General features: G+C 61.8%; 25 protein-coding genes. 12 read left to right on the top strand and 13 right to left on the bottom strand.

Annotated features, from left to right (window positions below; translation table 11 throughout):
• Positions 1-54 precede the first annotated feature (54 nt).
• On the top strand, positions 55-258 hold the full coding sequence (locus tag Q1B16_RS07125) for a hypothetical protein (protein ID WP_299785924.1): 204 nt from the start codon (positions 55-57) through the stop codon (positions 256-258).
• A 29-nt stretch (positions 259-287) separates the two neighbouring features.
• Here Q1B16_RS07125 and Q1B16_RS07120 read toward each other — a convergent pair whose 3' ends face one another.
• On the bottom strand, positions 288-1,019 hold the full coding sequence (locus Q1B16_RS07120; protein WP_299785922.1) for an RlmE family RNA methyltransferase: 732 nt from the start codon (positions 1,017-1,019) through the stop codon (positions 288-290).
• A gap of 702 nt (positions 1,020-1,721) precedes the next feature.
• Between Q1B16_RS07120 and Q1B16_RS07115 the strand changes: the two genes are divergently transcribed.
• On the top strand, positions 1,722-2,840 hold the full coding sequence (locus tag Q1B16_RS07115; protein ID WP_299785920.1) for an FRG domain-containing protein: 1,119 nt from the start codon (positions 1,722-1,724) through the stop codon (positions 2,838-2,840).
• A 100-nt stretch (positions 2,841-2,940) separates the two neighbouring features.
• On the opposite strand, the gene Q1B16_RS07110 is transcribed toward Q1B16_RS07115, so the two are convergent.
• Positions 2,941-3,690, bottom strand: coding sequence for an ABC transporter permease (locus tag Q1B16_RS07110; protein WP_299785918.1), 750 nt, complete (start codon positions 3,688-3,690; stop codon positions 2,941-2,943).
• 88 nt (positions 3,691-3,778) lie between these two features.
• Between Q1B16_RS07110 and Q1B16_RS07105 the strand changes: the two genes are divergently transcribed.
• Complete coding sequence (locus tag Q1B16_RS07105; RefSeq protein ID WP_299785916.1) at positions 3,779-5,890, top strand: 4Fe-4S binding protein; 2,112 nt, start codon at positions 3,779-3,781, stop codon at positions 5,888-5,890.
• Positions 5,887-6,759: an FAD:protein FMN transferase gene (locus tag Q1B16_RS07100; protein WP_299785914.1), complete on the top strand. Its 873-nt coding sequence runs from the start codon at positions 5,887-5,889 to the stop codon at positions 6,757-6,759. Before Q1B16_RS07105 ends, Q1B16_RS07100 begins: the two co-directional genes overlap by 4 nt.
• A gap of 171 nt (positions 6,760-6,930) precedes the next feature.
• Here Q1B16_RS07100 and Q1B16_RS07095 read toward each other — a convergent pair whose 3' ends face one another.
• The 6 genes from Q1B16_RS07095 to pedF all read right to left on the bottom strand — a co-directional run bounded on the left by Q1B16_RS07095 (position 6,931) and on the right by pedF (position 12,935).
• Positions 6,931-7,719 carry a xanthine dehydrogenase family protein subunit M gene (locus Q1B16_RS07095; RefSeq protein WP_299785912.1) on the bottom strand — a complete coding sequence of 263 codons (789 nt, stop codon included), beginning with the start codon at positions 7,717-7,719 and terminating at the stop codon, positions 6,931-6,933.
• A gap of 12 nt (positions 7,720-7,731) precedes the next feature.
• Positions 7,732-10,107, bottom strand: coding sequence for a xanthine dehydrogenase family protein molybdopterin-binding subunit (locus Q1B16_RS07090; protein WP_299785910.1), 2,376 nt, complete (start codon positions 10,105-10,107; stop codon positions 7,732-7,734).
• A gap of 55 nt (positions 10,108-10,162) precedes the next feature.
• Positions 10,163-10,648, bottom strand: coding sequence for a (2Fe-2S)-binding protein (locus Q1B16_RS07085; RefSeq protein ID WP_299785908.1), 486 nt, complete (start codon positions 10,646-10,648; stop codon positions 10,163-10,165).
• A gap of 54 nt (positions 10,649-10,702) precedes the next feature.
• Positions 10,703-11,248 carry a carbon monoxide dehydrogenase subunit G gene (locus Q1B16_RS07080; RefSeq protein ID WP_299785906.1) on the bottom strand — a complete coding sequence of 182 codons (546 nt, stop codon included), beginning with the start codon at positions 11,246-11,248 and terminating at the stop codon, positions 10,703-10,705.
• An 84-nt stretch (positions 11,249-11,332) separates the two neighbouring features.
• Positions 11,333-12,223: a transporter substrate-binding domain-containing protein gene (locus tag Q1B16_RS07075; RefSeq protein ID WP_299785904.1), complete on the bottom strand. Its 891-nt coding sequence runs from the start codon at positions 12,221-12,223 to the stop codon at positions 11,333-11,335.
• 13 nt (positions 12,224-12,236) lie between these two features.
• Positions 12,237-12,935: a cytochrome c-550 PedF gene (gene pedF, locus Q1B16_RS07070; protein WP_299785902.1), complete on the bottom strand. Its 699-nt coding sequence runs from the start codon at positions 12,933-12,935 to the stop codon at positions 12,237-12,239.
• 176 nt (positions 12,936-13,111) lie between these two features.
• On the opposite strand from pedF, the gene Q1B16_RS07065 reads away from it, so the two are divergent.
• From Q1B16_RS07065 to Q1B16_RS07040, 6 genes are all read left to right on the top strand, one after another.
• Entirely contained in the window at positions 13,112-14,293 is a 1,182-nt protein-coding gene (locus Q1B16_RS07065; RefSeq protein ID WP_299785900.1) for an ABC transporter substrate-binding protein, read from the top strand.
• Positions 14,294-14,376: 83 nt separating this feature from the next.
• On the top strand, positions 14,377-15,345 hold the full coding sequence (locus tag Q1B16_RS07060) for a YVTN family beta-propeller repeat protein (protein WP_299785898.1): 969 nt from the start codon (positions 14,377-14,379) through the stop codon (positions 15,343-15,345).
• A gap of 25 nt (positions 15,346-15,370) precedes the next feature.
• A complete protein-coding gene (locus tag Q1B16_RS07055) occupies positions 15,371-15,817 on the top strand; it encodes a hypothetical protein (protein ID WP_299785896.1) in 447 nt (148 codons plus the stop codon).
• A gap of 140 nt (positions 15,818-15,957) precedes the next feature.
• Entirely contained in the window at positions 15,958-16,674 is a 717-nt protein-coding gene (locus tag Q1B16_RS07050; protein WP_299785894.1) for an ABC transporter ATP-binding protein, read from the top strand.
• The gene (locus tag Q1B16_RS07045; protein WP_299785892.1) at positions 16,671-17,471 is read left to right on the top strand and encodes an ABC transporter permease; all 801 of its coding nucleotides are present in this window, start codon (positions 16,671-16,673) and stop codon (positions 17,469-17,471) included. The genes Q1B16_RS07050 and Q1B16_RS07045 overlap by 4 nt, the downstream gene beginning before the upstream one ends.
• A 53-nt stretch (positions 17,472-17,524) precedes the next feature.
• Positions 17,525-18,076, top strand: coding sequence for a sel1 repeat family protein (locus Q1B16_RS07040; protein ID WP_299785890.1), 552 nt, complete (start codon positions 17,525-17,527; stop codon positions 18,074-18,076).
• Here the strand turns inward: Q1B16_RS07040 and Q1B16_RS07035 are convergent.
• Entirely contained in the window at positions 18,073-18,744 is a 672-nt protein-coding gene (locus tag Q1B16_RS07035; protein ID WP_299785888.1) for an ATP-binding cassette domain-containing protein, read from the bottom strand. The genes Q1B16_RS07040 and Q1B16_RS07035 overlap by 4 nt on opposite strands.
• Positions 18,745-18,748: 4 nt before the next feature.
• On the bottom strand, positions 18,749-19,726 hold the full coding sequence (locus Q1B16_RS07030; protein ID WP_299785886.1) for an ABC transporter substrate-binding protein: 978 nt from the start codon (positions 19,724-19,726) through the stop codon (positions 18,749-18,751).
• Positions 19,727-19,881: 155 nt separating this feature from the next.
• On the opposite strand from Q1B16_RS07030, the gene Q1B16_RS07025 reads away from it, so the two are divergent.
• Positions 19,882-20,292 (top strand): c-type cytochrome, encoded by a 411-nt coding sequence (locus tag Q1B16_RS07025; RefSeq protein WP_299785884.1) that lies wholly within the window; start codon positions 19,882-19,884, stop codon positions 20,290-20,292.
• Between the two features lie 126 nt (positions 20,293-20,418).
• On the opposite strand, the gene Q1B16_RS07020 is transcribed toward Q1B16_RS07025, so the two are convergent.
• The 3 genes from Q1B16_RS07020 to Q1B16_RS07010 form a co-directional block, all read right to left on the bottom strand.
• On the bottom strand, positions 20,419-20,676 hold the full coding sequence (locus tag Q1B16_RS07020; protein ID WP_299785882.1) for a hypothetical protein: 258 nt from the start codon (positions 20,674-20,676) through the stop codon (positions 20,419-20,421).
• A 264-nt stretch (positions 20,677-20,940) separates the two neighbouring features.
• Positions 20,941-22,218: a leishmanolysin-related zinc metalloendopeptidase gene (locus Q1B16_RS07015; RefSeq protein ID WP_299785880.1), complete on the bottom strand. Its 1,278-nt coding sequence runs from the start codon at positions 22,216-22,218 to the stop codon at positions 20,941-20,943.
• Between the two features lie 131 nt (positions 22,219-22,349).
• Complete coding sequence (locus tag Q1B16_RS07010; protein WP_299785878.1) at positions 22,350-23,000, bottom strand: VPLPA-CTERM sorting domain-containing protein; 651 nt, start codon at positions 22,998-23,000, stop codon at positions 22,350-22,352.
• A gap of 542 nt (positions 23,001-23,542) precedes the next feature.
• Here Q1B16_RS07010 and Q1B16_RS07005 point away from each other — a divergent pair.
• On the top strand, positions 23,543-25,309 hold the full coding sequence (locus Q1B16_RS07005; protein ID WP_299785876.1) for a PQQ-dependent methanol/ethanol family dehydrogenase: 1,767 nt from the start codon (positions 23,543-23,545) through the stop codon (positions 25,307-25,309).
• Positions 25,310-25,441 lie beyond the last annotated feature (132 nt).

Raw genomic sequence — 25,441 nt, 5'->3', positions numbered from 1 at the left:
CGGCCGTATTACTGGGATAAAAGGCTTTTGTGTCAGACCGCCTGGGGAGGCTTTATGCGACATTATCCTGATCTTGGGGCGGGGCCTGCGCGCCTGCATCGGTTGTTCGAATTGCATCGGCAAAGCGACGTGCAGGCGTTGTTGAAGGACGCCGGAGAGGTGGCGGACACGCTGCGGGCGGATGTGGCGATGGCGCTGCGGGAACGAGCGATCCGTTCGCTTCGTACGGCCCAACCTTACAAGTCATCCGTACGGTAGACCCCCAATCGTACGGTTGCTCCGTACGGTCAGCCCTTGAAGCCGGTCGCGACGACGAATTTCTCGGAACTGTCGGATCTGGAGGCCGGGGGTTTGACGTTCACGACCTTGGTGAAGCGCTGCTTGAGGAGCTTCTGCAACTCGCCCTCTGCCCCGCCGGCGAGGACCTTGGCGACGAAGGTGCCGCCCTCTTCGAGAACGTCGAAGGCGAAATAGGCGGCGGTCTCGCAGAGGTGGATGATGCGCAGGTGGTCGGTCTGTTTGTGGCCGGAACTGGCGGCCGCCATGTCCGACATCACCACATCCGCGCGGCCGCCCAACCATTCCTTTACCTTTTCGTCGGCATCATCCTCCAGAAAATCGAGCTGGTAAATCTCGGCGCCTGCGATGGGTTCGACCTCTTGCAGGTCGATGCCCAACACGGTGCCCACCTTTTTGCCGGGTCGCTCGGCCAGGGCGTTCACCCGCTTGACGGCGACCTGGCACCAGCCGCCGGGTGCGCAGCCAAGATCGACAACGCGGGCGCCGGGGACGAGGAAGCGGTATTTTTCGTCAAGCTCGAGAATCTTGTAGGCGGCGCGGCCCCGGTAGCCTTCGGCATGGGCGCGCTTGACGTACGGGTCGTTCAACTGCCGCTGGAGCCAACGGGTCGAGGACAGCTTGCGGCCCCGGGCGGACTTGACCTTGACCTTGAGGTCACGCTGCCCGCGCCCGGAGGTGTTCTTGCCGTCTGGGGTCTTGCCGGTTGGGGTCTTGGCCATGGGAGTGCCCTTTGGTGGTGGTTTGGAGGGCGGTGTAGCATGGGTTTGGGGGGAGGTCATGGGGGGATGGTGCAGCGACGTAGGGTGCGTGATTTCACGCACCATTTTCACGGCATTTTAACCAATCCCGCCGACTGTGCGGCATGTCCAGCTATCGTCGCCCCAAACTTTCCGGCGTCCCGATCTTTTTCACCGTTGCTCTGGCTGATCGGCGCAGCGATTTGCTTGTTCGAGAGATCGATCTCTTGCGGCAAGCGGTTCGCGTCACAAGGGCCGAAAGGCCTTTCGAGATAGGCGCGTGGGTCGTCTTGCCCGATCACATGCATTGTATATGGCGGTTGCCCCAAGGCGATACTGACTATTCAACACGATGGCGGCTCATCAAGTCCAGATTCTCGCGCGAGGTTCCGCTGGGACAGGTTCGCGGGAGTCATGTCAAACGGCAAGAACGCGGCGTATGGCAACGTCGATATTGGGAACATCACATTCGTGATGAGGCGGACTTTGCCGCGCATGTTCGGTATTGTTGGCTCAATCCAGTGAAGCACGGTCTGGTGGACAGGGCGGAGGATTGGGCGTTTTCGAGTTTTCGCAACTCCAACTCCTAGGAAACAAGTTGATAGACGCACCGACGCCTCCTACCGTATGTGGTGCCAAGTAGATTAGCTTGCTCAAAATGTTCCAATATATGAGGGCCTCTTCATGTCAAAAGAGTTTGTTAAGCGGTTCGAAGGTCAATGGCTCGGTCAATACAGTGGAACAAATTCCGGTCTGGCGCTTCTCGATTTGGACCTCGAAGACGATCATCTCTTGGGATCAGCCTACGCGTTTGACAATGATGACAGCATTCCAAGCTGTGCCGCTCAGGTTGATTTCACACCAAACGCCAATTCAGTGAATTTGAACCTTCGTCCCGTGCCCATCAATCCACGCTATCCACAGGTCATGTCGTTAACGGAGGTTGAGGGCGAATTTCCCCAAAAACTGGATCTGCGCCTAAAAGTCGAGGCATCATCGCTGGTTGGATCTTGGGAAACGGACATTGAAACAAGCGGAAACCTCTTGCTTCAAAAAAGCCGAGCCAACTCAAAATCTGAGTACTTGCCTGATGAAGGCACTCTTGGGTGGACTGAATTTCAAAATTTGGTAAGTGATCTATCCCTTGCTCCGTACCGTTACATTTTTCGTGGGCAATCGAAACCTTGGCGACTCCGAACGTCTTTCCACAGAACTCGTCGTAAGGACCTTTTCCGATATTGGGATGAAGATGTTCCGAGGGTGCGACACGCGAGTGTTGGTGCTACTAACCAACTTTTCGATCCTCAGGTTCCTGAGCACAACGGCGCTTTCATGCATTTGCTCCAGCACCATGGTTACCCGACACCGCTGCTGGATTGGTCCTACTCACCATACATAGCGGCATTTTTTGCTTATTCATCGCTAAGCGACCAAGGCCGAGAAAGAGGACCAGTAAGGATTTTCATGTTCGACGCAAAAAGCTGGAGGCACAACTACAACCAACTCAATAACATCATCTTCTGCCGCCCTCACTTCTCTATCCTTGAACCCTATGCAATCGGCAATCCTCGCGCCCTGCCACAGCAGTCGATCGGAACAATCACAAACTTGGATGACATTGAAACTTACATCAAATTTCGAGAAAATGAACGAGGAACGCGATATCTTCGTGTTTTCGACTTGGATCCATCCGACAAACCGAAGGCCTTAAAGCAACTTGGATTGATGGGGATTTCATACGGATCGTTGTTCCCCGGCATTGACGGTGTGTGCAAGGAGTACCGTGAACGTCACTTCGGATAACTCGCTCTTCCGAGAAATTTGATTTGGTATTGGTGCGTGCGAGCACGCACCCTACGGTGTTATTCGGTTGTACGGTGCATGATTTAACGCACCGCCCATATCATACCCGACGCCACGCAGTCGCCCCCCTCTCCCACCGCTGTACCAGACCGTACTCGATGCTCAGCATCACGCCCGTGAAGGCCAGCGCGTAGGCCATGACGGTGGCGGTGTCGAAGAGCTGAAAATACAAATGGATCTGGAAGCCGACGCCGTTGGAGCGGCCGAGGAACTCGACCACCAGCACGATTTTCCAGATCACGGCCAGCCCGTTGCGGGTGCTGGTGGCCACAAAAGGCCCAAGCTGGGGCCAGATGACGTGGCGCAGGCGGGTCATGGGGCTCAGCCGGTAGACCTGCGCCATGTCGGCGACGCCGCGGTCGAGCGTGCGGACGCCCTCTCGGATCGTGACGGTGACCATGGCGGTCTTGTTGAGGGCGACGGCGATGATGGCGGCGACCTCGTTCAGGCCGATCCAGAGGTAGCAGAGCACAATGATCACCAGCGCGGGCAGGTTCAGGAACACCGTCACCCACGGGTCGAGCCACATGTTGAGTCGCTCGGACCGGCCCATGGCGAGGCCGAGCGCGCAGCCGACGCTCATGGCGAGCGCAAAGGCAAGGGCGACGCGGCGCAGGGTGTTGGCCATGTGGTACCAGAGGTCTCCGCTGGCCGATTCCGCCGCGATCACCTGCCAGACCGCGAGGGGCGTGGGCAGGATGTCGGGGTCCTGCATCGCCCAGGCCCCCAGTGTCCAGGCGAGGACCAGCAGGGCCAGCGAGATCAGGGTGACGTGGACAGGTGCGCGCATGGCGGCAGCATAGGGGACGGCATGGCGGGATGGCTCTTGGACGAAGGTCCAATATAGCGGCGCGGGGCGCGGTTTTATGGTCGCGCCCATGGGAGGCCTTCGAGCGATATTCGCCGCGTTGCTGTGGTGTCTGAGTGCGCTGTTCGCGCAGGCGGAGGTCTTGTCCGAAGAGGAGATCGCGGCGCGGATCTATGCGCCGATGAGCCTTGGGACGTTGATCTCGGATAACGGGGTGTACGAGCTCTTGAATTCGGGCGGGGCGCATGCGGGCTACGTGTTCCAGACCGAGCCGATGGCCCCCCTGCCCGGCTTTTCCGGCGCGCCGGTCAATGTGCTTGTTGTCTTGGATCTCGACGGGCGGTTCCTGGATGTGCAGCTGCTGAACCACAACGAGCCGATCTTTGTCAGCGGGTTGGGACAGGCGCCGTTCCACGCGTTCTTCGAGCAGTATCGCGGCCATTCGATCAGCGACTCGCTGGTGGTGGGCACGCCTTATGGCGGATCGTCCGGGGGTGGCGGATTGGTCTATCTGGACGGGGTGACGAAGGCCACGGCCTCGGTGCGGATCGCGCACGAGTCGGTGCTGGCGGCGGCGTTGCAGGTGGCGCGCGAGAAGATGCAGGGCATCGCGTCGGGGCCGCCGGCCTATCCGGACCCCGAGTATGTCGAGGTGCTGACCTGGGACGATCTGGTGACGCAGGGGTTGGTGACGCGTCGGGTGGCGAGCAATGCCGAGGTGCAGGCGCTGTTCGAGGGGACGGTGTGGGACGATGACGACCCCGAGGCGCTGGACGACCCCGAGGGCGTGTTCCTTGACCTGTGGATCGCGGATGTGGGGCCGAAGTCGATTGCACGGGTGCTGCTGGACGCGGACACGCTGGAGGAGTTGGACCGGTTCATGTCGATCTCGACCTTTGACGAGCCGATTCTTGTGATCGAAACGGCGCGGCATGGGTTGGTGTCGGAGGAGTTCGTGCGCAACACCTCGCCCGACTGGATCGGCGCGGAACAGGACGGGTTTCCGGTGGCGCTGCGGGATGCGGATCTTTTCGTGGAGCTGTCGGACGCGGTGCCGGACGCGCTGCATGACGGGGTCGCGATGATCCTGCGCACCGACCGGCGGCTGGGCTTCGATCCGACGCGGGAGTGGACCATGACCGTGGAGGCGGTGCGCGAACACGGGATGTTCCAGCCCGAGATCGGATCGGTGCAGCTGGCCGCGACGCATGTGACGGATGAGAGGTTCTTTGCCCGCCCGGCGGTGGTGGAAAAGCTGCCGCCGTGGAAAGAGGCGATCCTGAACCGACAGACGGACCTGATCGTGCTGGCGGTGTTCCTGACGGTGCTGGTGGCGGTGCTTTTGGGCGCGCAAAGCCGATTGGCGGGTCTGGCCGCGTTTACGCCGGTGCGGTTGGGCGTCCTCGCGGTGGTGCTGGGCTTTATCGGCTGGTGGGGACAGGGGCAGTTGTCCATCGTGACACCTCTGGCGGCGCTTCAGACGGCGATGGCGGGAGGCTCGTTTGCGTTCCTGCTCTACGATCCGTTTTCGTTGCTGATCTGGGCGGTGGTGATCCTGGGCTTCGTGCTTTGGGGGCGTGGTCTCTTTTGCGGCTGGCTGTGCCCGTTCGGCGCGTTGCAGGAATTCGCGCATCACTTGGGGCGCCTGCTGCGCCTGCCCAGGATCGAACCGAGCGCGCGCTGGGACGCGCGGCTGAAATCGCTGAAATACGTGGCGCTTGCCGGGTTGGTGGCCGTCACGATCTTTGCCCCGTCCTACATGGACAAGGCGGCCGAGATCGAACCGTTCAAGACCGCGATTACCGTCTATTTCGTGCGCGAATGGTACTATGTCGCCTATGCCGCGCTGTGGCTGGTGCTGGGCATGGTCGTGTTCAAGGGGTTCTGCCGGTACCTCTGCCCGTTGGGCGCTCTCATGGCCATCGGTGGGCTGTTGCGCCTGCGCAACTGGATTCCGCGACGCCTTGAATGCGGGTCGCCATGTCAATTGTGCCGGGTAAAGTGTGAGTATGGAGCAATCTCAAAAACCGGGAAAATTCAGTACTCCGAATGTTTCCAATGCCTTGACTGCGTCACGATCCATGACGACGCGGACCAATGCGTGCCGCTGATCCTCAAGGAACGTGCGGGCCGCAGGGCGCCCCGCGATCTGGGCCATCCGAACACGGTGCCTGCCGAATGAAACGACGTCGCTTCATCACCCTTGCCGCCGCCTTTGCCTGCACCCCTGCCCTTGCGCAGGCGGACACCTGGTCGGGCCGCGCGCTGGGAGCGGATGTTTCGGTCACGTTGCACGGGCCGCGCGAGGTCACCCAGCGCGCGTTGGCCGATGTGCCGCGGCTTTTGGTGAATGTCGAAGAGGCGTTCAGCCTGTTCCGCCCGACATCCGAGCTGGCGCGGCTGAACATGATGGGGCGGCTGCGCGACCCGAAAGTGCTGATGCGCAGCCTGATGGTCCGTGCGGATGACGCGCATCAGATGAGCGACGGCCTGTTCGATCCGACGATCCAACCGGTGTGGGAGGCGATGGCGCGCGGACGCGATATCGACGCCGCGCGCGCCACCGTCGGGTGGGAGCGCGTCCGATATTCGGATCGGATGATCGAATTGCAGAGCGGTCAGGCGCTGACCTTCAACGGCATCGCGCAGGGCTTCGCCACAGATGTGATGCGGCTTTTGCTGCGGCGGCACGGGGTGGAGACCGCGCTGGTCGATATCGGCGAACAGGGCGCGCTTGGCGGTCCGTTTACGCTGGGGCTTGAGGACCCCGCCCACGGTCATCTGGGCACGCGTCAGCTTCGCGACATGGCCATCGCCACGTCCAGCCCGACCGCGCTGATGCTGGGCGACAAGGCGCATATCCTGGGCCCCGGTGGGCAGACACCGCTTTGGTCGACCGTGAGTGTCGAGGCGGCGTCAGCCACGATGGCGGATGCCCTGTCGACCGCGGCGGTGTTCATGGATCACAAAGCGCTTAAGCAGATGAAGGTCCGCGCCGGGTTGCGCCGCATCACGGTCGTGGATGCGGATGGGGATATCCAGACGATCTGATCGTCTTCGGTTTCAAAAATCTCGGGATATTGGGCAGAGCGGCAAGAGTTTCCGTTGACGGAAACTTCGGGACGCGGTGACGCGTCGAGGACGAAGTGGTGACGCATCGTGCGCCGGATCGCAAAAGCCCCGGTCTAGGGACCGGGGCTTTGGTTTTTCAGTAAACGACGCTCAGTGCGCGGCGGCTACCGCGCGTTTGGTCATCACGCCCACGAGATGCGCGCGGTAGGCGCCCGAGCCGTGCAGGTCCGAGATCATGCCGTCGCCCGACACCGACAGGCCGTCCACGGCCTCGGGTGCGAAGTTCGACGACAGCGCCTTTTCAGCCTCGGTCCAGCGGAACACGCCCTCTTCCGACGCACCGGTGACGGCCACCCGCACGCCATCGGCGTATTTGGCAACAAACACGCCGACCAGAGCGAAGCGCGAAGCGGGCTGTTCGAACTTCATGTAGGCGCCCTTTTCGGGCACCGGGAAGCGGACCTCGGTGATGATCTCTCCCTCGTTCAGAGCGGTTTCGAACATGCCCTGGAAGTAGTCATCCGCTGCGATCTCACGCGTGTTGGTCACGATGGTCGCGCCCGAAGCCAGCGCCGCGGCCGGGTAACAGGCCGACGGATCGTTGTTGGCCAGGCTGCCGCCGATGGTGCCGCGATTGCGGACCGCCGGATCGCCGATATTGCCCGCAAGTTCGGCCAGTGCCGGGTAGCCTGTCGCCTCGCGCGCCACGGTGGCATGGGTGGTGCCGCCGCCGATGCAGAGCGCGCCGTCATCGCCGGTGCAGACGCCCTTGATCTCGGCGATGCCGGACAAGCTGACCAGCACCGAGGGTGCCGAGAGACGTTGCTTGAGCGTCGGGATCAGGGTCTGGCCGCCGCCCAGGGGCAGTGCCTCGTCCGTTCCCAATGCCGCGACCGCGTCCGCCACGGATGTGGGCCGTTGAATGTCAAAGCTATACATATTCAGCCCTCCTTATTGGCTGTTCATGGCAGCCCAGACGCGCGACGGCGTGACGGGCATGTCGATATGGGAGACGTGGGTGTGACCGCCAGAGTGCAGCGCGTCGATCACCGCGTTCACCACCGTGGGCGGTGAGCCGATGGCCCCGGCCTCGCCGCAGCCTTTCACGCCCAACGGGTTGTGCGTGCACGGGGTCTGGCAGGAATGGTCCACCACGTAGTTCGCCATGTGCGGCAGGTCGTCGGCGCGCGGCATGGCGTAATCCATGTAGGACGCGCTCAGCAGCTGGCCGTTTTCGTCATAGGCGCAGTTTTCGAGAAGCGCCTGGCCGATGCCCTGGGCGATGCCGCCATGCACCTGGCCTTCCACGATCATCGGGTTGACCACGTTGCCGAAATCGTCCGCGCTCACGAATTTTTCGATCGTGACCTTGCCGGTTTCGGGGTCCAGTTCGACCTCGCAGGCATAGGCGCCTGCCGGGTAGGTGAAGTTCGCCGGATCGTAGAAGGCGGTTTCCTCAAGTCCCGGTTCGATGTCTTCGAGCGGGTAGTTGTGCGGCACATAGGCGGCCAGTGTGACATCGCCCCAGGCGACCGATTTGTCGGTGCCTGCGACGGTGAACTGGCCGTCCTTGAGCTCGATATCGCTGTCGGACGCTTCGAGAAGGTGGCCGGCGATCTTCTTGGCTTTGTTGATGATCTTCTCGGTCGCGCGGACCATTGCCGATCCGCAGACCGCCAAGGAGCGCGAGCCGTAGGTGCCCATACCGAAGGGGATCTTCGACGTGTCGCCGTGGACGATGTCGATCATGCTCTCGTCGATGCCGAGCATTTCGGCCACGACCTGCGGGAACACGGTTTCGTGCCCCTGCCCGTGGCTGTGCGCGCCGACCATCACCGAGATGGAGCCGGTGGCGTTTACCCGGACGGTGGCGGCGTCATAGAGACCTGCGCGCGCGCCGAGTTGGCCGACGAGGTTCGAGGGCGCAATGCCGCAGGCTTCGATGAAGCAGTTGACGCCGAGACCGCGCAGCTTGCCGTTCTTCTCGGACTCGGCGCGACGGGCGGCGAAGCCGGGAATGTCCATCAGCTCTTCCATCTTGGCCATCGTCGCTTCGTAATCGCCGGTGTCGTATTCGACGGCGACGGGCGTGGCGTAGGGGAATTGCGTGATGAAGTTCTGGCGGCGCAGCGCGATCGGGTCGACACCCAGTTCACGCGCGGCCTTGTCGATCACGCGTTCAAGCTGGAACGTCGCTTCGGGGCGGCCTGCGCCACGGTATGCGTCCACCGGAACGGTGTTGGTGAAGACGGCCTTCACGTTCACCTGGACCGCGGGCGTCTTGTAGTTGCCCGCCATCAGCGTGCCGTGCAGCCAAGTCGGCACCGAGGACGAGAAGGTGCTGAGATACGCGCCCATATTCGCCTTGGTGTCGGTGCGGACCGCGAGGAAGTTGTTGTCCTTGTCCAGAGCGAGTTCGATCTTGGTCACGTGGTCACGGCCATGCGCGTCGGACATGAACGCCTCGGAACGGGTGGAGGTCCACTTGACCGGGCGATTGCAGGCCTTGGCGGCGAAGGTGCAGAACGCCTCTTCCGCGTAGTGGAAGATCTTGGTGCCGAAGCCGCCGCCCACATCGGGCGCCACGACGCGCAGTTTGTGTTCGGGGATACCCAGCACGAACGCGCCCATCAAGAGGCGGATGACGTGTGGGTTCTGGCTCGTGGTGTAGAGCGTGTAGTCGTCCCCTGCACGGGAGTAATCCCCCACGGCGACGCGTGGCTCCATCGGGTTAGCAACGAGACGGTTGTTGACCAGTTCCAGCGTCGTCACATGCGCGGCCTTGGCGAAGGCGGCGTCGGTGGTTTCGGTGTCCGTGCCGAATTGCCAGTCATAGCAGAGGTTGTCGGACAGGTCGTCGTGGACCTTGGTGGCGCCCGCTTCGAGCGCTTTGCCCATATCCACGACGGCGGGCAGTTCTTCGATATCAAGCTCGATGGCTTCGGCGGCGGTGCGGGCCTCTTCGAGACTGTCGGCGACAACGGCGGCGATCGGATCGCCGACATGGCGCACCTTGCCCTGAGCCAGAACCGGGTGGGCCGGTTCCTTCATGACTTCGCCGTTCTTGTCCGTCACCTGCCAACCGCAGGGCAGACCGCCGACACCTTCGAAATCGGCCCCGGTGAAGATGCGCACGACACCCGGCATGCCTTCGGCGGTGCTGGTGTCGATCTTGTTGATCTTGCCATGCGCCACGTCCGAACGCAGGAAGTGCACATAAGCCTGACCGTGTACGTTGATGTCGTCGGTATAATTGCCGGCGCCTGTCAGAAAGCGGACGTCTTCACGCCGCTTCGGGCTTGCGCCAATGCCATGATCCTTCGGCATAGTCGAATTCCTCCCTAAGAGCGGTGTGTGCGCGCACACACCCTACGTTTCTGTCTTATTCAGCCGCGACCGCGGGGACATCCTGACCGGATGCCGCCAGAATGGCGCGCACGATGTTGTGGTAGCCGGTGCAGCGGCAGATGTTGCCTTCGAGGTAATCCCGAACTTCCGCTTCGGACGGTTTGGGGTTTTCCTTGAGCAAGGCTGCCGCCGACATCACCATGCCCGGTGTGCAGAAGCCGCACTGAAGCCCGTGATATTCCTGGAACGCCTGCTGGATTACGTTGAGCGACCCGTCCGCATTGGCCATGCCTTCGATGGTCGTGACCTCGGTTCCGTCGGCTTCGGCGGCAAACATGGTGCAGGCTTTGACCGCCTCGCCGTTCACATGCACGACGCAGGCGCCGCATTGCGACGTATCGCAGCCGACATGGGTTCCCGTGAGGCGCAGGTCGGTGCGCAAGAAATCGGTCAAGAGCGTGTTGCCCTTTACCTCTCCGGAGACGGATTTCCCGTTCACCGTCATTGTAACCTTTGTCATCAAACTCCTCCCGTCGATATTCGATATCTTTTGTGTTTCAGAAACTTGCGGCGATCAAGAAACGAGTTTCTTGAACCAGCCCTTTTTCTTTTCCCCACCTTCCGCGTCTGCCTCGGCCGGATCAGCGGCGGTGTCAGCGGTGTCTGCGTCCGCGTCCTGCGGCCCTTCGACAGCGGACTGGAAATTGCTGAAGAACTGGTCGGCCATCTTCTTGGCGAAGCCGTCGATGATGCGGCTGCCCAGCTGCGCCAGCTTGCCGCCGACCTTGGCGTCAACATCGTAGTGAAGCTCGGTCCCGCCCTCGACGGCGTTGAGTTTCACATCCGCGCCGCCCTTGGCAAAGCCCGCGGCGCCGCCCTTGCCTTCGCCGGTCAGGGTCAGCGATTGCCCCGGAACCATGTCCGACAGAACGACGGTGCCCTTGAAGGTCGCCTTCACCGGGCCGACCTTCTGCACCACGGTGGCTTCAAAGCCGTCCTCGGCATTGCCGCTCATCTCGGTGCAGCCGGGCACGCATTGCTTGAGCACTTCGGGATCGAGGATCGCGTTCCAGACCTCCTCAGGGCTGGCGGCAATCGTGCGGGAATCGGTCATGTGCATCGGTGTGATCCTTCCTTGGTGGTCAGCCTAGGGGGTCGAACCCCGGGGGCATATAAGACCAATGGCTTAACATGGGTGCGAAAGCTATCTTTCCGGGGGCTGATGGGTCAGCCCATAGCTTTCGAAGATCGCCGTGATCCGTCCGTCGGACAGGGCGGCGAAAATGGCATCGTCTACCGAGTAGCTCAGCCCACGATAGGCGAAATGGCTGCCCGTGCCGAGCGTCCATTTCGATTTGGCAAAACCGGGCAGCGGCGGCTGGTGGATCGCGATGCCCTCGCCCGCGCCGAATTCCAGCTGCGCCAGCGGTCCCATCGCGGCCATCACCTCGCCCTTGGACAGGGCCTCCATCGCGTCCTGCATCGATGGATAGCGGCGGATCCCTTGCGAAAGCTGCCCCCCGGCAAAGCTGGTCAGGTAGAAATCGGCGATCGAGTCATTCTCCACCGCCACAGTGTCGAAGCGGAAATAGGCCGGGACCGGGCCGCCGTCGGGATAGGCGTCCTGCGCATAGGCGATCGCGATGCTTTCGGTCATGTACTGGCCTGTAAAGACCACCTGTTCGACCCGGCAGTTGAACGCACTGTCATAGGGCACGCGCAGCATGACGTTCGACACTGCGCCGCCGATGATCGGGCCCTTCCAGACATTGTTGCGCAGATCGGCATCGAGGTTTTCACCGGCGGTGACGAAATTGAAACGCGGCTCCACGCCAAGATCCTCGGCGATGATGTGGCCGATGTCGATGTCGATGCCGCGCGGCTGACCGGCCTCTTCCCAGCTATAGGGCGGATAATCTTCGTAGACCGCGAAGGTGATGTAGCCCCGGTCGATGATCTGGTCGATGTCCTGGCCGACAATGTCGCGGTCGGCGTTCTGCGGCTTGGGCTGCGGCACCCAATCGGCGCAGGGATCGCTGGCCAGAGCCGGAGAGGCCACGGCCAGCAAAATCGCGGTGAAAGTTGCGCGCACCATCGGTGTCATGCCGTCAGTGTGCCGCAGACAGACCGATCGTCAAGGCTTCGGCGGCGCGGGCATAGGCCTCCTGCGTGCCGTCGATCAGGATGGCGGCGCGGTAGGCGGCACTGTCGGCCACGGGCGCCCCGGACAGCGTTTCGATCCCCGCCGCGATTTCGGACAGGCGGGTCTTGAGCGCGTCGGCATCGGCGTTGGACGGGTCCTCGGCATAGCCCGCGATCTCGTCGCGCAGCGTCTTCAACTCGTCGGACGCTTCTTCCATCGACGCGTCGTCGGGTCGGGTTTCGATATAGGTGCGGATCGCCCAGGCGGCGTCCTGGCCCAGCAATTCGCCGAAAGCGGGCATCTTGGTGATGCCGTTCTGGGTATAGCCGTCGCGGAAGCGCTCGACATACCATTCGTCGCCGTATTCCTCGGCCTCGAGAAAGCGCAGATCCGGGGCGAGCCCGCCCGAGATAACCTCGAGACCGTGGCAGCGCGCGCAGTTTTGGTTGTATCCCGACGCGCCGACAGTGACGGCCAGCGCCCAGACCTCTTCACCTACCTCTTCCGCGCGGTAGGGGTTTTCCGTGAGCCACTCGTCGCCGGTTTCCGGCAGCCCGGCGGTGTCGACGGCTTGCGGGGCGACATCACCATGGGCCTGCACAAGCGTGGCGGCGGCGGTCAGTGCCAAAGCGGCACAGGCGGATTTGAACGGTGTAGCGGTCATGGGGTCCTCCTCAGGCACAATCCTGTGTCTTTGGTGGATGTGTACCGGCGCGGTGGCGGGGCGGGTATTGGACTTTCGTGGCGCGATGGGGCGATTCCGGGCGATCGGCCCCGAGACAATGGTCGTATTTCGGCGGATTTTACCGCCGGTCTACTGTCGCTGAGGGAGGATTTCAGATGCTGCGATTGCTGCGCCTTGTGCGGGTCATGTTCTGCGCCCTTGTCTTGGGGTCCGCGTCCGGCGCGGGGGCCGAGGTGGCGGTGAATATCCACTACCTCAAGCAGATCGTGCCGGCGCCCCCGACCCTGTCCAATCTCGATCCGATCCCCGAGGATCTGGGCCTCAGGGGCGCCGAGTTGGGGCTCGAGGACAACATCACGACCGGGCGCTTTCTGGGGCAAAGCTACAGCCTGACCGTCACCGAGGTGGCCGAGGATCAGGATTTCGCGGAAGTCACGCGCGCCGCCTTGGCCGAGACCGGCTTGCTGGTGCTGGACGCGCCCTTGGCGCAGGTGCTGGCCGCCGCCGATCTTCCCGAGGCGGCGGAGGCGCTTCTCTTCAATGCGGGTGCCGCCGATATGGCCTTGCGCAGCGCGCAATGCCGCGCCCGTGTGCTGCACACCCTGCCCTCCTACGCAATGAAGGCGGATGCGCTCATGCAGTTCTTCGTGACCCGCCGCTGGGACGAGATCGCGCTGATCGCGGGCGACCGGCCCGAGGATCAGGCCTGGGCCAACACGCTCGAGACGTCGGCGCGCAAGTTCGGTTTGGATTTCGGCGCGCGCAAGACCTGGGCCTTCGACGCCGACATGCGCCGCAACGCGTCGCAAGAGGTGCCGCTGTTCACACAGGACCTCGGCGATTACGACGTGCTTCTGGTGGCCGATGCCGCCGACGACTTCGCGCGCTACATCTCGTTTAACACCTGGCGCCCGCGCCCGGTGGCGGGATCCGAAGGCTTGCGCCCCGTCACATGGCACCGCGTGGTCGAGGCCTGGGGCGCCGCGCAACTGCAATCCCGCTTCGAGGAGCTGGCAAACCGTCCGATGCAGGACCGCGATTACGCCGCCTGGGCGGCCGTGCGCGCGATCGGAGAAGCGGTCACACGCACCGGCGCCGCGGATGCCGAGACACTGCGCGACTACATGCTGTCGGACGCGTTCGAACTGGCAGGCTTCAAGGGCCGCCCCCTGACCTTCCGCAGCTGGAACGGCCAGTTGCGTCAACCGATCCCGCTGGTCCACGAACGCGCGCTCGTGGCGCAAGCCCCGCTCGAAGGTTTCCTGCACCAGCGCACCGAACTGGACACGCTTGGTCTCGATCAACCCGAAAGCGATTGCACCGCCTTCGAGAACTGACCTGCCCCTTCATCTTGCCGGATAAACTCCGGGGGTTCGGGGGCTGGCCCCCGATCCGACACCAACCAAAAGGACCGACACCGATGAAACTGCCGATCCTCACCACGCTGACCGCCGCGCTGATGTGCTCTGCCGCATGGGCGGACGAGATCTGGGTGACAAACGAAAAGGACGACACGATCAGCGTGATCGACATCGAAACGCTCGAGGTCGTGCGCACCATCGACACCGGCGAACGTCCGCGCGGGATCACATTTTCCAAGGATTTCTCTGTCGTCTATATCTGCGCGTCGGACAGCGACGCGGTGCAGGTGATGGATCCCGACACGGGCGAGATCCTGCACGATCTGCCCTCGGGCGAAGACCCCGAGCAATTCGTGCTGCATCCCGACAACCGGCATCTCTACATCGCCAACGAGGACGATGCGATCACCACCGTGGTGGACACCGAAACGCGCACTGTCGTGGCGCAGATCGACGTCGGCATCGAACCCGAAGGCATGGCGGTCAGCCCCGACGGCAAGATCGCCATCACCACGTCGGAAACCACGAGCATGGCGCATTGGATCGACACCGAAACACAGGAACTGTTCGCCAACACGCTGGTCGATTCGCGCCCCCGTCACGCGGAATTCGTCAAGGACGGCACCGAGCTTTGGGTGAGTTCCGAGATCGGGGGCACGATCACGGTGTTCGACGTGGCGACCCAGACCGAGAAAGCCAAGATCGACTTCGAGGTCGCCAATATCCACCCCGACCGGGTGCAGCCCGTGGGGTTCGAATTCACCACCGGTTACACCCACGCCTTTGTCGCTTTGGGGCCATCGAACCACGTGGCCGTGGTCAATGCCGAAACCTACGAGGTCGAGGAGTACATCCTGGTCGGCCGCCGGGTCTGGCACATGGATTTCAACCGCGACCGGACGCAGCTTTTCACCACCAACGGGGTGTCGGGCGACGTGACCGTGATCGACGTGGCCAGCCGCAAGCCGATCAAGAGCATCAAGGTCGGCCGCTTCCCCTGGGGCGCGGCGTTCCGACCCACTGACTGAGTCCACTGACAGCAAGGAGACGACCATGAAACCAGCATTGCTGGCGTTCGCCGCGGCCACGCTTCTTCCCGCGCTTGCCTTGGCAGACGGCGCCCCACGCGAGGATTGGGGCCGCGCGGGCATCCTGTCCTCGGCCAACAAGGCCGATCTGCCACCGATTACGCTGAGTTCGGGGATGCCGCTGTCGGAAGCCCCTTGGGTTTTGACCTCGGGCACCTATTACGAATTCGAGATCGAAGGCGACGGATCGGCAGAGCTTGCGCTGGAAGGCTCAGAATTCTTTCGCGCCATCTGGATCGACGAGATCATTGTGAACGACCTCGAAATCAGGCCTCTGGGGTTGAATTCCATCGAGTTCGACGATGCGGGCGTGATGGAGATCGGCTTCGTGGCGATCAAGCCGGGCAGCTATTTCCTGCGGGTGCCGGGATCGACCGGTGAAACGCAGCGGTTGGAGATCACCATCGAATGACGCGCCGTGGTACGTGACGGGGGCACGATGCGTCGACGCATCGTGGATTTTGCGGCGACGCAAAATCGGGGGCTCTGCCCCCGCGCCTGCGGCGCTCCCCCGAGGTATTTTTCGCCCAAAGAAGCCGGGGTCTGGTGCGCATGAGCCTTTCGGTGAAACAGCTCGGTTTTTCCTATGGTGCCAAGACCGCGCTCGAGGACGTGTCCTTCACGGTGGGGCGCGGGCAGTTCGCGGCGCTTCTGGGGCCGAACGGGGCGGGAAAATCGACACTCTTTTCCCTGCTCACGCGGCTCTTCGTGACGCAGGGTGGGTCGATCACCATTGCGGGGCATGATTTGCGCACAGCACCCTTGGCGGCGATGGCGGATCTGGGTGTCGTGTTTCAACAGTTGACGCTCGATCTTGATCTGACGGTGCGGCAGAACCTGCGCTATTTCGCGGCGCTGCACGGGCTCGCGCGGCGCGATGCCGACTGGCGGATCGACGCGGCGCTCGACCGTTTGGGGATGGCCGAGCGTGCCGGGGAAAAGGCGCGCGGTCTGAACGGCGGGCACCGAAGGCGGACCGAGATCGCGCGGGCGCTGTTGCACGATCCCAAGGTGCTTTTGCTGGACGAGCCCACGGTGGGTCTGGATGCGACCACGCGGGCGGGTTTGACACGACATATCCACGATCTGTGCAGCGACACCGGGGTGACGGTGCTTTGGGCGACGCATCTGACCGACGAGGTGGGGGACGGTGACCAGGTGATCCTGCTGCACCGGGGGCGCGTTCTGGCGGATGGGCTGTGCGGCGCGTTGCGGGGAGATTCCCCCCTGCCCGCGTATTTCGCGCAGATGACCGGGGCGGAGGCATGAGCGGCACGCGGCATGCCTTGGTCGCCATGCGGGCCATCGTGATCCGCGAGGCGTTGCGTTTCGTGCATCAGCGCGAGCGGTTCATCGCGGCGCTGGTCCGACCACTGGTCTGGCTGCTGGTCTTCGCCGCCGGGTTCCGCGCGGCGCTTGGCCTGTCGATCAGCCCGCCCTACCAGACCTATATCACCTACGAGACCTATATCGTGCCGGGGCTGTGCGGGATGATCCTGCTGTTCAACGGGATGCAGTCGTCCCTGAGCCTTGTCTACGACCGCGAGATGGGGTCGATGCGGCTTTTGCTGACCGCGCCCCTGTCGCGGGCGTGGCTCTTGTTCAGCAAGCTTCTGGGCAGCACGATCATCTCGATCTTGCAGGTCTACACCTTCCTGCTGGTGGCGTGGCTCTTCGACATCACCTTGCCCGGCTGGGGGTATCTGGCCGCCCTGCCCGCGCTTTTGCTGGCCGGGTTGATGCTGGGGGCGTTGGGGTTGGCGCTGTCGAGTTTCATCAAGCAGTTGGAGAACTTCGCGGGGGTGATGAATTTCGTGATCTTCCCGATGTTTTTCCTGTCCTCGGCGCTCTACCCGCTGTGGAAAATGGCGGAAAGTTCCGAGCTGTTGCACGACATCTGCGCCGTCAATCCGTTCACACATTCGGTCGAGTTGATCCGGTTCGCGCTTTACGTGGAGATGAACGCGATGGCGCTTGTGTGGACAGCGCTGGCCACGGCGGTGTTCATGGCGCTGGCGGTCTGGGGCTATGACCCCGCGCGCGGGATGATGACGCGCAAGGGGTGATCTACGACCATAGCCCGGGAGACCTCGCGCCGGTTTTGCGCTAGGTATGGGGCATGAGACAGATCCTGACCCCGCTGAGTTGCGCGCTGGCGCTGACGACCTCCGGCCTGTGGGCCGAACCTGACGACGATCCGGGCGGCACCCTGAATCCCGACGAGATGACGTGGCAATCCATGCTGGACCGCGCGGCCGAGGGCGAGACGGACATGGTGCTCTGTTCCACGGGCTACATGCTGACCAAGTCGGGCGATCACGCGGCGGCGCGGGCACTGTTCAAGAACTGCGCCGAGGCTGGCTATACCGGCGCGATGACCTGGATGAGCCATTTGGACAACAATGGGCTGGGCGGAGAGTACGACCCCGAGGCCAGCGCGGGGTGGGATCGGCAGGCGGCGGAGCTGGGCGATCCGGTGGGCAAGTTCAACCACGGTCTGAACCTGATGCGCGGGCATGGCATCGCCCAGGACGAGGCGTTGGGACGACAATTCGTGGATGAGGCGGCGGCCGACGGCTTGCCGGTGGCCAAGCGGTTGCAGGGTGCGGGTTATAATCTCGACGAGGTCACGCCGGATGCGGACAATTGGAAGTATGCGCCGCTGTTCTAGGAGCCGCGCGGCTGCAACTGCGCAGGCGTTCCTGATAGGTGCAGGATACGCGTGGCCAGCCGTTCCGCCTCGGGGATCGCGTGGGTGACGAGGAGCGTGGCGACGCCGTGGGTGTCGCGCAGGCGTTCGAAGAGGGTCATCATTTCGTCCGACAACTCCGCGTCGAGGCTGACGAAGGGTTCGTCCATCAGCAGCATATCCGGTTTACCGGCGAAGGCGCGGGCCAGCGACAGGCGGCGTTGTTGGCCGAGGGACAGTTGATCCGGGAAGGCGTCGCCGCGACCGGCGAGGCCGACCTCTTCCAGCGCGATGTCGATCTGGGCTGGCGTCAGGCCCAGCGTGATCGCGAGGTTGTCGGCGACGGTGCGCCAGCGCATGAGCGTGGGTTCCTGAAACACCATCGCCAGCTTCTCGGGGCGGCGGATATGGCCGTCGTAGCGCGGCTCAAGCCCGGCGATGATGCGCATGAGCGTTGTCTTGCCCACACCGGACGGGCCGGTGATCGCCACGGTCTCGCGTGGGGCCAAGGCAAGGTCGATGGGGCCGAGCACGGGTTTGTCGCCGAAGGACATGCCGGTGAGCGTGACGCTGAGGACCGGCGGAGGGGCCTCCGCCGGTTTGACGGTGTCGCGATTGCTCACCAGTTTGAGGGTCGGAGCAGCGGACACCGCATCAGCTTCCGGGTTGGACGAAGACGCCTTCGGGCAAGGTGGTCGCCGCACCGATGAGCTTCTCTCCGCCCAGCTCGGCCATCAGAGCCAACATGCGGGCCGCGGCCTCTTCGTTCACTGGGGCGTCTGCGGGAATGCCCGCGCGATACCCGGCCTTGAGTGCCTCAAATTCGGCGTCGGTGTTGGCGTTCATGCGCGGGCGCAGGCGGTCCCATTCGGCGTCGTCGCTGGCCAGCAGATCTTTCGCGGCGCGGCTGGCGTCGGCCAAACCTTCGACCAGTTCCGGATGGTCGCGCAGCATGTCTCCGCGCAGGACGTACCCGAGAAGCGGCGTTTCAGGGTCCAGACCCAACTCGCGCGCGGCTTCGTCCACGGTGATGAGGGGTGTCATGCCGCCCGCCTCCATCTTGGCGAGGAAATGCCAGAAGTTGATGGCACCGTCCAACTCGCCCTGAAGGCCGGTCTTGAAGATCAGCGGCGGCGCGCCAAAGACCTGTTCGGTCTCGGTCACGAGATCCAAGCCGTGCATCTTTTCGGCGTAGGCCCGCAGGATCAGCCAGCTTTTGTCGAGCGGCCCGCCCGCAATGCCGATCTTGCCGCCCCTAAGGTCGGCCAGCGATGTGGCGGTGCTGCCCTCGGGGACCAGAAGCGCGCCCACGGCCTTGGAATAGGGGATGAAAATGTAATCCTTGCCCTCGGCGCGCTGGCGCGCGACCCAGAGCCAGTCGGACACGATCACGTCGGTTTCGCCGCCCTGAAACGCGACCTGCGCGGCAGAGCTTCCGGCGACGCCCTGCACCTCAAGCTCGAACCCGTTGGCGGTGTCGAAGCCATTGTGCTTGATGCTGTCGAGTTCCCAGTTCACGGTGCCGAATTCGAGAACGGCAGCCTTGAGAACGGGTGTTTCGGCGAGGGCCGCACCTGCGCAAAGCACAAATGCCGCAGAGGTCGCACGGAGTGTGGAGAAAAAGCTCATCATGTCCTCCCAGAATGATTGCACACACAGTAACAGCGGCGTTTCGTGCGGAAATACGACCAAAGGATGTGGGCCAAGGTCGAATAGCTTGATGTGGATCATACTGGCAGGGTCTGCGGGTTTTTACGGTGTCGACAACCTTTGAAGGAGACCACCCCATGCACCGCCTTGCCCTGATTGCCGCCACCAGCCTTTGCGCCCTGCCCGCCATTGCCAGCGAGACCACCTTCGAGCAGATCAAGATCGACGCGGGAAAGGCGCTGTTCGAGGCCGAGTGCCGCCGCTGCCACGCGGTTGAACCGACGGATGCGTCATACGGACCGCCGCTCGAGAACATCGTCGGGCGCGGTGCCGGGACCTATCCGGATTACGACTATTCGATTGCTTTGGAGGCGTCGGGCATTGTCTGGACGCCCGCGGCGCTGCGGGCCTGGATGGAGGACAATGACGGCTTCATGCCCGGCACCAAGATGCGCCATGTGGGTATCGAGGACCGGACTGTGCAGGATTTCATCCTCGCCTATCTCGTGTCAATCACCACGCAGGACAATTCGGCGATTTCGGACTGATCAAGACAGCGGGCGCGTTCGAGCGGTATGGGTCGAACGCGTCGAGCGAGCGACACCGACGGTCAGCCGGTGACGCAAAGTGGCGGGACACACTTCAATAGCATTGACCTGGCGAACACTCCGCCGTCATTTCTTGTCGTCGTTCTCGTCATCTTCGCTTGTCGCTGAGTTATAATCGCTCGGGTCGAAGTCGTCCGGATCGTAGGGATCCTCATCGTCGCCGATCCCGGTGACATGGGTGGTTCCGGTCTCTTCGTTGTAAACGAGCCCATAGCTCGCGCGACCTTCGGATTTGTACCGGCGGTATTCGTGGATGCCTGCGTAGATGAAGGCAAACGTGAAGGGCAAAAGAATTGCGGCTGCGATGATCTGAACGGTCGTCACGGGGCTCCTATTCATTCGGTCGGGTAAACGCGACGAGTCAACGCATCGGCAACGCCCCGGGTTCCTTTCATGCAGCGATTGTGCCTTCGTTACACGGGTGTTCACCCTGCCGATGGGGGAGTCCGTTCGTGTGCTGGGTCGAAGATAATGGTCTGTATGATCAAACCTTGGCGTTTCGGGCGCGCAAGACAGCAAACGGACAGGTTTCGAGCTGGTCTGTGGGCGACACCTGCTCATGTTTCCCGCAGAATTTCAGCCCACAAGTTACACTAACGTATAGTAGTCGCTGTAGACGGTCTCGTAACCCATGTCCTGAAGCGCCGCGATTGTCATGTCTGAGACGTTGTTGGAAAAATCCAACTGCCCGGTCATAACTTCCTTGCCAAACGTCGCGTCGTCCCAATGAACACCTGCGGTCCCGCTTCCACCGTCCATCTCCACCGGTACGCCGTAGGCAGACAGCGGATCGTTGGAAGCAATAGCGGAATAGACATCATTATAGGCTTTGATCGCGTTTTCTCCGATGAAACGGAGGCTTCCGTCGATCGTGTCGACAAGCCCCATAGCGTTCCAGGATGTGCCGAAACCTAGAGCGTGTAAGATTTCGTGGAAGACGAAATCATCAATAAGGTCGTAGCTTTCCATTGCTCCGATATCGGCTTCATCCAGCTTGATGTAGCCCGAGGACGGCAGCAATGACTCGGCTCGGCTTGCCGTCGTACCGCCCCAGCCCCAGTATCCGCCCGAACCGTCGATCGACGTCAGAGATGCCGTGATGTGGATATCGTCGATGCCGTTGACGTCGGGCAAATCGCCAATGATGATGTCGCTGATCATCTCCACGCCCTGAACGAACTGTTGAATCATGCTGTCGGTCCATGCTCCGTCAAAGGAGACCGAGACATTGAAACCGTCAGGAGTATCCAGACCGCTGACAAAGTCGGCCAGAACCGGCGACGGCTGCGGGTCGGGTGTATCTGACGAGTCTCCGGTGTCGGCCGAGCCGCCAGTATCCGTTCCTCCCGTATTCGAACCGCCATCGGTGTTGGTTGCATCGCCACCGGTGGTATCGGTTTCATCTACAGGTTCGGTTTTCGTCTTGTTGCGACCGCCACCTTTCCCGGGTCCCCCGCTATCACCACCATCGGTACTTGTTTTGCCGCGACCCGCGGGCTTTGCACCTGAACCGTCTGCGTCGTCGGTGGTTTTTTTGCCGGTCCCCACAGGCTTGGCACCGGCTCCGCCGATATCAGGTAGTGTTTCTTCCGGATCGCTTTGCGCCCTTAGCGGTTGGGCATGCAAATTCAGATCGACGTCGGTCATCGCGTTTGCGTGGTTCAGTCCGTCTTCGCCACGTTGCGCGTGGACCGGCGCGGCAGGTTCTTCATCTTGGGACGCGTTCGGCAGCACCATCTCTCGCGCGAGTTTCGACGGTTTTCCGGTCGCAAAAAACTCTTCAACATAGGCAAGATCAAACCCTTCGGGCAACACCTCGACTACTTTATTCTTGGAACGTCCGGGTAGCGGATTTCGGTTGCCCATTGCTCATCTCCAGCGCGTAATTTTCCACGGTTCGCGGAGATCATTACGTATGGAATAGAGCAGTTTTGTGGCGCGCCTTCGTCAGACGCGCCACATTTCAATTTAAATTAAGGGGAGGCCGCAAAGCGGGATCAAGCGGATTTGCGGGACCGCAGTCTCAAGAACCCGAACACACCCAAACCGGACAGGATCAGAGGCAGACCCGCCGGAAGAGGAACCGGTAGCATCGGCCCGGTGCCGCCGCCGCCGCCGCCGGTGCCATCAGAAATGGCTTTAAAGTGGCTGATGGTACCACATTGGTTGGAATTGCCCTTCTGACCGGAGCAAGTGTTATTTGAATCGTCAAAGGTTACCAGAATGTCCAAATCACTGGTGTTCCAGAAAACTGCCACAGATTGTCCGAATTTAGTCGTGAAGTACGTGTTGGCGGCCACAGTCGCGCTGCTGTTCGATATTGGCAATTCCGTACCGCCCAAATTGACCACGGCCAAACCCGTAAGCGACTGGACTAAAGTTTCCATACCTGCATTGCCAGACCCCGGCGGCGTGTCATATCTTTCCGCCTTGGACGTGCTCAAAGGCGCGGATGCCGGCGGAACCGTGAGACCATCGGAATAGAACCCAAGTATGTCACCAATGTTCCCCGTATAGCTTAGTTGTCCGAACAGAGTCGTCTCGGGGATGTCTACAATATTTAAGGTAATCGTTGCTGCGTTGGCGCCAAAACCACCGAAAACAGATAAAAAGGTGGCAACTGCAAAACTCTGAATTGATGACTTCATGGTTAATCCCCTCCTGCGATGTTCGCAGACACATAAAAACAAAAATACTACCCAGCCATGCCAAAACTTTGGGTATTTCAACTACAAATACTCCCTCAGCGGCCTATTTTCAAAGGAAAAAGTCAAATTTGCGCCACAATACAATCTTTGATTGCTGAACGTCTATCTTAGATTGCATCGCTGATCGTCGACTATCCCCAAGCCCTAATTTTTCTGGTGTGAGGCAGCGCAATTGGCGAAAAGATTCCTTCTCCAAGCTGATTCTTTTTTCCAATCTACCCATCGCAGCGGGTCCATTTCAGGCGAACGCCGGACCTTCCGGGCAAGCCAGCAGAGATTGTCCGATGGTGAATTCGTGCGACTTCCTTTCTTCCGAATCACGCTGCAAAACGACGGCTGCAACCACCTGTCAACCTTGCAAAGGTCTTACGACCCAAGTCGCGTACAACAGCTTTTCATAATCCCTATACTGCCCGACAATCGTCCATTTGCGCCGGTGTGCATCTGGATTTTTGCAACTGAAGTTCACGGGAGGAATACGGATGAACAGATTTGTTGCCGCCGTCACAGCCAGCATGCTCGCCGCCACCGGCGCATTCGCGCAGGGTGTGACCGAGGAAATGCTGGCCAATGACCAGACGATGACCAACCAGGTCGTCACCAACGGGATGGGTCGGCATTTGCAGCGGTATTCGCCGCTCGACGCGCTGAACAAGGACAACGTCAAGAACCTTGTCCCGGCCTGGGCGTTCAGCCTTGGTGGCGAAAAGCAGCGTGGGCAGGAAACGCAGCCGCTGGTTTACGATGGCATCATGTACATCACCGGCTCCTACTCGCGCCTTTATGCGATCGACGTGAACACCGGCGAAGAGCTTTGGCAGTACGACGCGCGTCTGCCCGAAGGTATCCTGCCCTGCTGTGACGTGATCAACCGTGGCGCGGCTCTTGCCGGTGACAAGGTGATCTTCGGCACTCTGGACGCGCGGATCGTGGCGCTCGATGCCAAGACCGGCGACGTGGTCTGGCGGGATCAGATCAACGATTACAAGGCCGGATACTCCTACACGGCGGCACCGCTGGTTGTCGGCGATCTGGTCATCACCGGCAATTCGGGTGGCGAATTCGGCATCGTCGGATCGGTGCAGGCGCGCAATGTCGAAAACGGCGATCTGGTCTGGGAGCGTCCGGTGATCGAAGGCCATATGGGCATGCTCAATGGCGAAGAGAGCACCATGACCGGCACGCTGAACGCGACCTGGCCGGGCGATATGTGGAAGACCGGCGGCGGTGCGACGTGGCTGGGCGGGTCCTACGACGCCGATACCGATACGCTCGTCTTCGGAACGGGCAACCCTGCCCCGTGGAACAGCCACCTGCGCGGCGCGGGAGAGCCGACCGACGGCAATACCGGCGACAACCTCTATGCCGCCAGCCGTCTGGGCATCGACCCGGCGACGGGCGAGATCAAGTGGCATTACCAGACCACGCCGCGTGAAGGCTGGGACTATGATGGTGTGAACGAGGTCGTCGCCTATACCGACCGTGAAGGCAACATGCGTTATGCCACCGCCGACCGGAACGGGTTCTTCTACGTCCTGAACCGCGAGGACGGTGCGTTTGTCGACGCCTACCCGTTCGTCAAGGACATCTCCTGGGCCAGCGATATCGGCGATGATGGCCGCCCGATCTTTGTCGAGGACAACCGCCCCGGCGATCCTACGGCCTCGGCCGACGGCAAGAAGGGCGAGGTCGTGTTCTCCTCCCCCGGCTTCCTCGGGGGCAAGAACTGGATGCCGATGGCGTTCTCGCAGCGGACCGGCAACTTCTACGTGCCCTCCAACGAATGGGGCATGGACATCTGGAACGAGCCGATCACCTACAAGAAAGGCGCGGCTTATCTGGGGTCCGGCTTCACCATCAAGCCGAACTACGAGGACCATATCGGCTCGCTCAAGGCGATCGATCCGGATACCGGTGAATGGAAGTGGGAATACAAGAACGAAGCCCCGCTTTGGTCCGGTGTCATGACAACAGCCGGCGGGCTGGTGTTCTTCGGCACGCCCGAAGGCAAGTTCCTGGCCCTCGACGATGAGACCGGTGAAGTGCTCTGGTCCTTCCAGACCGGCTCGGGCATCGTTGGACAGCCGATCACCTGGGACCAGGACGGCGAGCAATATGTCTCGGTCATCTCTGGCTGGGGCGGTGCGGTTCCGCTCTGGGGTGGTGAAGTGGCCAAGAAGGTCAACTACCTGAACCAAGGCGGGACACTCTGGACCTTCCGTCTGCCCAAGGAACTGGCGGCGAACTGATACAGCCAGACAGTCAAAGACAGCGGCGCGCCTTCGGGTGCGCCGTTTTTCGTTCTGGCCACGCGTTGCGTCAATAGACGCCCGGAAATTTTGCACCGAATGGGTCCAGAACGGCTCGGGCAGCGTTACGCT

This window comes from uncultured Marivita sp. (assembly GCF_947488135.1).
Classification (GTDB): Bacteria; Pseudomonadota; Alphaproteobacteria; order Rhodobacterales; family Rhodobacteraceae; genus Marivita.
Note: the sequence above shows the minus strand (reverse complement) of the source record. Positions and strands in the feature narration are given on the sequence as shown.